Origin of the sequence: Acaryochloris sp. CCMEE 5410, from assembly GCF_000238775.2 — a bacterium.
Classification (GTDB): Bacteria; Cyanobacteriota; Cyanobacteriia; order Thermosynechococcales; family Thermosynechococcaceae; genus Acaryochloris.
This window is the reverse complement of the sequence record NZ_AFEJ02000023.1, coordinates 1-5,864: the sequence shown is the minus strand read 5'-3', so window position 1 is coordinate 5,864 and position 5,864 is coordinate 1. Positions and strand designations below refer to the sequence as shown.

5 protein-coding genes are annotated in these 5,864 nt (G+C 49.1%); 3 read left to right on the top strand and 2 right to left on the bottom strand.

The features are described from left to right. Positions 1–30: 30 nt before the first annotated feature. The 3 genes from ON05_RS37980 to ON05_RS37970 all read left to right on the top strand — a co-directional run bounded on the left by ON05_RS37980 (position 31) and on the right by ON05_RS37970 (position 2,976). Positions 31–438, top strand: a complete 408-nt coding sequence (locus tag ON05_RS37980; RefSeq protein WP_262562839.1) for a hypothetical protein — start codon at positions 31–33, stop codon at positions 436–438. Positions 439–997: 559 nt separating this feature from the next. Then, the gene (locus ON05_RS37975) at positions 998–1,465 is read left to right on the top strand and encodes a hypothetical protein (protein ID WP_262562838.1); all 468 of its coding nucleotides are present in this window, start codon (positions 998–1,000) and stop codon (positions 1,463–1,465) included. A 470-nt stretch (positions 1,466–1,935) separates the two neighbouring features. Beyond that, positions 1,936–2,976 (top strand): UPF0236 family transposase-like protein, encoded by a 1,041-nt coding sequence (locus ON05_RS37970; RefSeq protein ID WP_010478307.1) that lies wholly within the window; start codon positions 1,936–1,938, stop codon positions 2,974–2,976. Between the two features lie 139 nt (positions 2,977–3,115). Here the strand turns inward: ON05_RS37970 and istB are convergent, their stop codons facing one another. Together istB and istA are read right to left on the bottom strand one after the other, a co-directional pair. Further along, the gene (gene istB / locus ON05_RS37965) at positions 3,116–3,979 is read right to left on the bottom strand and encodes an IS21-like element helper ATPase IstB (RefSeq protein ID WP_010478310.1); all 864 of its coding nucleotides are present in this window, start codon (positions 3,977–3,979) and stop codon (positions 3,116–3,118) included. A 12-nt stretch (positions 3,980–3,991) separates the two neighbouring features. Next, complete coding sequence (gene istA, locus ON05_RS37960) at positions 3,992–5,545, bottom strand: IS21 family transposase (protein ID WP_010478311.1); 1,554 nt, start codon at positions 5,543–5,545, stop codon at positions 3,992–3,994. Positions 5,546–5,864 lie beyond the last annotated feature (319 nt).

Sequence of the window (5,864 nt, the reverse complement as noted above, 5' to 3'; positions counted from 1 at the left end):
TTAGGTGGTCTCTCAGGCGATCGCCGAACTTTGGGTGAGGATTTCGAGCGATTGCGGTTACTCACCCATGACCTGCAGAAAATACAAGCTGATGGGCGACAAGCTGAGCAGCCTCAGTTAACCCCAACCTTTGATGAGGTTGTTATTCACAAGCAAGAATTATCAGCTCCAGATGATGCCTCCCGACGAGGCTATTTACAGCGATTTGCCTCGAAGGATTTATGGACCCAAGTGATGGATTATTGGCGAGCAAATTTGCATCAGTTTGTCCCCGATCCTCTTGATGTCCACAAGTCGGACTATACTCTACATGCTCAGTGGATGCTCGCCCTCAAAGAGATTGCTCCTCGCGATTATGGGACGTTGTTGGCAACCTGGAAATCTGAACATCACCGTCGTAGTAACTTGTGGAAAGCCATGGCCAAAGCGGGCTTATAAAAGATGGTTGTTCGCCTAAGTTTTTTTCTAATACAGATTTTGAGGATGAAATCTGGAATTCAAATCACCAATCGAATTTAGTCACCTACCTGTATGATTTGGCGATATATGGCAGCATGAGAACCAGGTAGAAAAAAGGTTATCGAGCGAACCTGGAACAACCTATCCGGTGCGTCTGGCTGGGCAGATCCGGGTCAAGTTGTCGCTTAACACTAATACTCGTTCAGTGACTCGATAAAAGTAGTATTGCTTTCCTAGAATAGACTTGTAACGCCTTTCAGGATCATTCCTTAACTTAGAGTTTGAGAATCCTAAAGGAGAGCTACGACTTTAATTGCAATGATTTACATACTGGCATTTATGATTCTTGCTTCTTTAGTAGGCTCCACAGTCTATAGGATACTGCCCAAGCCTAAAAGACACCTTGAAGCTGAAAGAATTTCACGGCAGGACGATTTGAAGGGTGAAGCTTCCGAGCAACCCGTCAGTTCCTCACCACAAGATCAGTAGTTGAGATGTATCAAAAAAAGGTTCCCTCTGATCAGCGTACAGGACAGCCATGAGTCAACCCCTACCCTCCTTGACCGTCAGTCGTTCCTTCATGGCAGAGTTCATCGAAGCAGAGAAACCCTGCTGTGCCTTGGGGATGGTGGTAGTTGAGGATCGACAATGTGGGTTTGTGGCACTTCGACCTGAACCAATGATTCCCCCAGGCGCAACGGATCTGGGTTTCAACTTTGGGCATACCCTTTTCGGAACTAGCACCTACGAAGTAATCCACTTTGCCTTTAACTTCTATGGTTTCCTAACGTTCAACGTTCTGATCAATCCCAATAATGCGATCGCGAAAACGGTATTACAACTCATGATCAACACTAAGGACTACTTTTTCTTTGCCATTGACGAAGAAACGGGGATTGCAACAGCTTTTCGGAGTCAAATTGGGAATGACACCTTACTAGGCTTGACGGAAACTGGGAGCGGATTGAGGATTCCACTACGACGGAAGACCAATACCATCAGGTAATGCTGAAGTTTGCAGCCAACTCTCACCCTCCAGGGATTTTGCTCAAGTGGGTGTGCAAGGATAATATCGAGTATATAGACCTGAGCGAGAATACGATGAATTTGACGCCAGCCTAACGTGGGGAAGGGCGAATGTGCGGGGTTGGATCTCGGGTGCGATCACAAGATTGGTGGCTTGGTTTGTTTTTCAGATCTTGCAACAAATGATAATCAAGCGGGTTTGATGTGAATCTGTTCAGGTCTACCCCCTTTGTCGCTCAAAACTGGAAAAAATATGACTGACAAGGCGATTTTACAGGAAAGATTCGCCTGTTGAGACAGTCTACGACCGACTGTAGATCATCGAACCCTAGATCCTACCATGCACGTCGTGCACCTTGGAGAGCAACACTTTGACGGGTGAACGAAAAAAAGCGCGTAGGGAAGAAAGAGCGTAGTTTCAGATGAGAACGCATCGAGGGACTACGCCTGATGAACCTAGAATCTATCTTGAGTGAACGATTAAGCAAGCTAAAGCTCTTTTGCCTTGAACCTCAACGGGCCGAAGAGAGCGTCAATGAATTTGTTGAAGCCTGGCGTGAGCTGGGCTGCGAGATTATTGAGCAGCAACTGCAGGCGCAATTAGAAGCAGCAGAATCAAACTACCAAGGTTCAAGCCAGCGACGTCCCAAAGTGTATCAGACCCCATTGGGCACGATAGAACTGAATCGTCGGGTCTACGGTCGTCGAAAGGGAGAGATTCGAGGCGAGAAAGACTTGGGGCTGCCGCCCGATGGTTGGTTTACCGACGTCAAAGAACTCAGTTGTGCTTTGGGTGTGAGCAGTGAGTTTGCCCATGCCAATCGTCTCCTAGAACAGTGGAGCGGTGTCAAGGTGAGTGAAAAGACTTTGTCCAATCATGTCGAACGCTACGGTCGTGAATGGATTGAAGCCGCCGCTGCCGTACCTCCAGACCCCGTTTGTCCGATTATCTCCAGTGTCACTGAAGCCACCACACAACAGCCAAAGCGTCCCATATTTTACATTGGTGCGGATGGCATCCATACTCCTATGCGCCAAGGTGGCACCCGCGAAGCCAAAGTAGGGGTGATGTTTTGGGAGACCGACCACCTGCGTCTATCGAAAACACGAGCCATCGTCAAGCGCAGAGAATACGTTGCCACCCTGGATGGGGTAGAAAGCTTCCGAGAACAGCTCAACCGTTGCTATGCCCAAACCGTACAACAGTCTCCTCACCAAGTCGTCTTCCTCGGGGATGGGGCACCTTGGATTTGGTTGATGGCGAGCTTACTCTTTCCAGGTGCCATTCAAATTCTGGATTTCTTCCATGTTTCCGAATATCTGTGGGATGTTGCCCGAGAGGCGTTCGTGGACGATGATGAGCAAAAAGAATGGGTTGAGACTCAACAAGAGGTACTCAAACAGTCCCAATGGCCTTCGGTGATCAAGGCTGCACAGCGTTTACCGCCTGGGTGCTGCATAATCACGACTTCTCCGGTTGAGTGGCACTAACTTCTCCACCCCCAACCAAAAAAATATTGGCCAACCATTTTCGACAGGTAGATATGGAATTACGGGTTGCAGTTCATAGGCAAAAAATCAGATCTAAATCCATTCATATCACGAAAGGAATATCGTGATCTCATCCAGTCTACTCATCCATCTGTCCCTCCTTTTTTTCATTCCTCTTCTCCTTTTGTGTTTTGGGCTTAGATATAGAGTTTGTTTCTCTCGTTGTTTCCTCCTCATCTGAACGGTCAATACTCAGTTCTCCTTCTGGCTTCAGGGTCAGTCTGCTGGTCAATTTCCTCATTGATTCTCCTCGGAGTGAGACCTTCATCGCATCATGGATAATCCGGTCCAGGATGGCATCAGCCAGGGTGGGATCTTGAATTTGTGCGTGCCATTGCTCCAGGGGCATTTGCGTGGCAAATAAGCAGGAGGCTTTGCGAAACCGCTCGTCTAAGATATCGAGCACTTCTCTCGCTTCAAAGACAGACAAAGGATCTCTGAGCCATTCATCCAGCACCAGTAGGTCGTAGGCCGCTAATTGTTTTCGGAGTTTGGGATAAGACCCATCTCCTTTGGCCAACTTCAACTCCAGCACCAGATCAGCAGTTTTGATATAGCGCACGCTATGGCCTTGCTTACACAAATGATGGGCTAGTACGGCCGCCAAGAAAGACTTGCCCACACCTGTCGGCCCGAGGATGATCAATGACAACTTTTCTTGGAGCCAATGACCTTGAGCAAATTCAAGGAACTGGATCTTACGCAGTCCTCTAGGGACATCGAAATCTACTGCATCTAGGGTGGCGTGCACCGGCAGTCGAGCTTGCCTGAGTCGGCGCTGCATCCGTTGATTCTGACGTCGGATGTATTCGCGCTCCACCATCAAAGCCAGTCGTTCATCGAAGGACAGATCATGATAGGTGGGCATCGCCTGTTGTTCTCGCCAAGCCTCCAAGAGACCCGTGAGCTTCATGTGTTGCAGTTGTTCAATCGTTGCTTGCATGGTTGTCTCCTCCTATGTTGCTTGATAGTAGTCGGACCCTCGGACATTGGCATGGTGAATCGGAATCACCTTATGGGTTTCATCCGGTAAGGGGTCAGATTCGAGTTTGTGTTGAAGCATGGACTTGAGATAGCGTAGGCCCACCATCCCCATGGCATTCGCCCGCTTGCAGGCTGCTTCCAATCGTTGAGCACCATGGTTTGTTCTGAGATGCTGCACCCCTTTCAAGGTCCGAAATGCCTGTTCATCATGGGCTTTCTTCTCAAAGATCTCGATGACTTGCTGCTTCGTTGCCGGTCCAACCTTCTCGGCCCAGGCGAGAAAGGTCTCTCTCGATTGGGTTTTGTGAGCCAGATGTGCCGGTGGCATATGCCCCTCTTGCGTGGAATGCTGAAACGAAACGCTGGAGCGCTCATGCACCGCGATGCGCTGGTGGTCATGGAAAATCTGCACCAAGGATTCCGTGATCTTGACGGATACCGATTGACCCACATAGCCATAAGGGACACTGTAATAGTGGCGGTTCACCTCAATGTGATAATCAAAACTAACCTTCGCGTTCTTCCATTCGCCAAACTCAAATGCTTGAGTGGGCAAGGGTCTGAGTTCTGGTTGGTCCACTTGCTCAAATAATTCCCGACGCGAGAGACCATAGGATTTCATGGTCCGATGGTTGAGTTTCTTCAGCCCCGCTGCAATCGCTTCATTGAGTTGCGTGAAACTGGTGAAGGTCTGATCTCGTAATGGAGCGAGAATATGACGTTCCACTTGCTGCACGGCATTCTCCACTTTGGGTTTATCCCGAGGGCTGCTGGGACGAGCGGGCAGAATAATCACGTTGTAGTGTTCCGCAAAATCTTGATAACTCCGATTAATCCCCGGTTCATAGCGACAGGGGTCTTTGACCCCTGACTTGAGGTTGTCTGGAACGAATGCGACCGGCACTCCACCAAAGAAGTCCAAGGCCCGTTGATGAGACCCGAGCCAGTTCTTGATGGTTTGGCTCTCGGTCGCCTCCGCATAGGTGTAGTTACTGGCCCCACAGCAGGCTACAAACACTTGAGCTGCAGTGACCTCACCTGTATCGGGATGGACTACCGGCACCGTCATTCCACAGTAGTCCACAAAGATTTTTTCCGCTCCCTTGTGGGTCTGGCGCATGGACAGCGAATGCTGTTTTTTCCACTGACGGTATCGACGGCAAAAGCCACTATAGCTACAGTTCCAGTCTCCTCTCTCTTTACCCTCCATCCATAAAAGTCCTAGGGTGACCCCTTTGCGCTGCATCTCTCGATGCACATACTCGAAGTCAATTTTAGGCTTCTTGCGGGAGGACTGACGTTGACCTTTTCCCAGCAGATGCTGGATATCACTATCACTCAATCGGCTTACCTGGTCATAACTGAGGGATTGACCCTGGGCACGGCGCAGATAGTCCCGGACACTAGTACGAGAGATTAAACAGCTACGGGCAATCTCCGATTTATTGTGGCCAAGTTCATGTAAGCGGATAATTTCGCGAAATTTACTCATCGACAGGGTTGCTCCTTGACGTTTATAGGCCATTGCCAATCTCCATTCCTCTGACTAATGCACAGAAGTTTAGAGGATGGCTTGGCTAGGGATAATGACCTGTCGAAATGATGGTTAGGGGGGTGGCGAAGTTAACTGCCACTTATCCAGCGAAGTTGCTGCCACAGGGGTGGAGAAGTTTATTGCCAATTGACTGGCGAAGATAACTTCCAAATGGGTGGAGAAGTTTCTGCCATTTGACCGGAGAAGTCAACCTCCAAAGGGGTGGAGAAGTTGGTGAGAATATGCACTGGGACCACGGCTTTAGCTGAGTATGTTGAATGCTTAGAACGCTATCTTACTGCCAACCAAG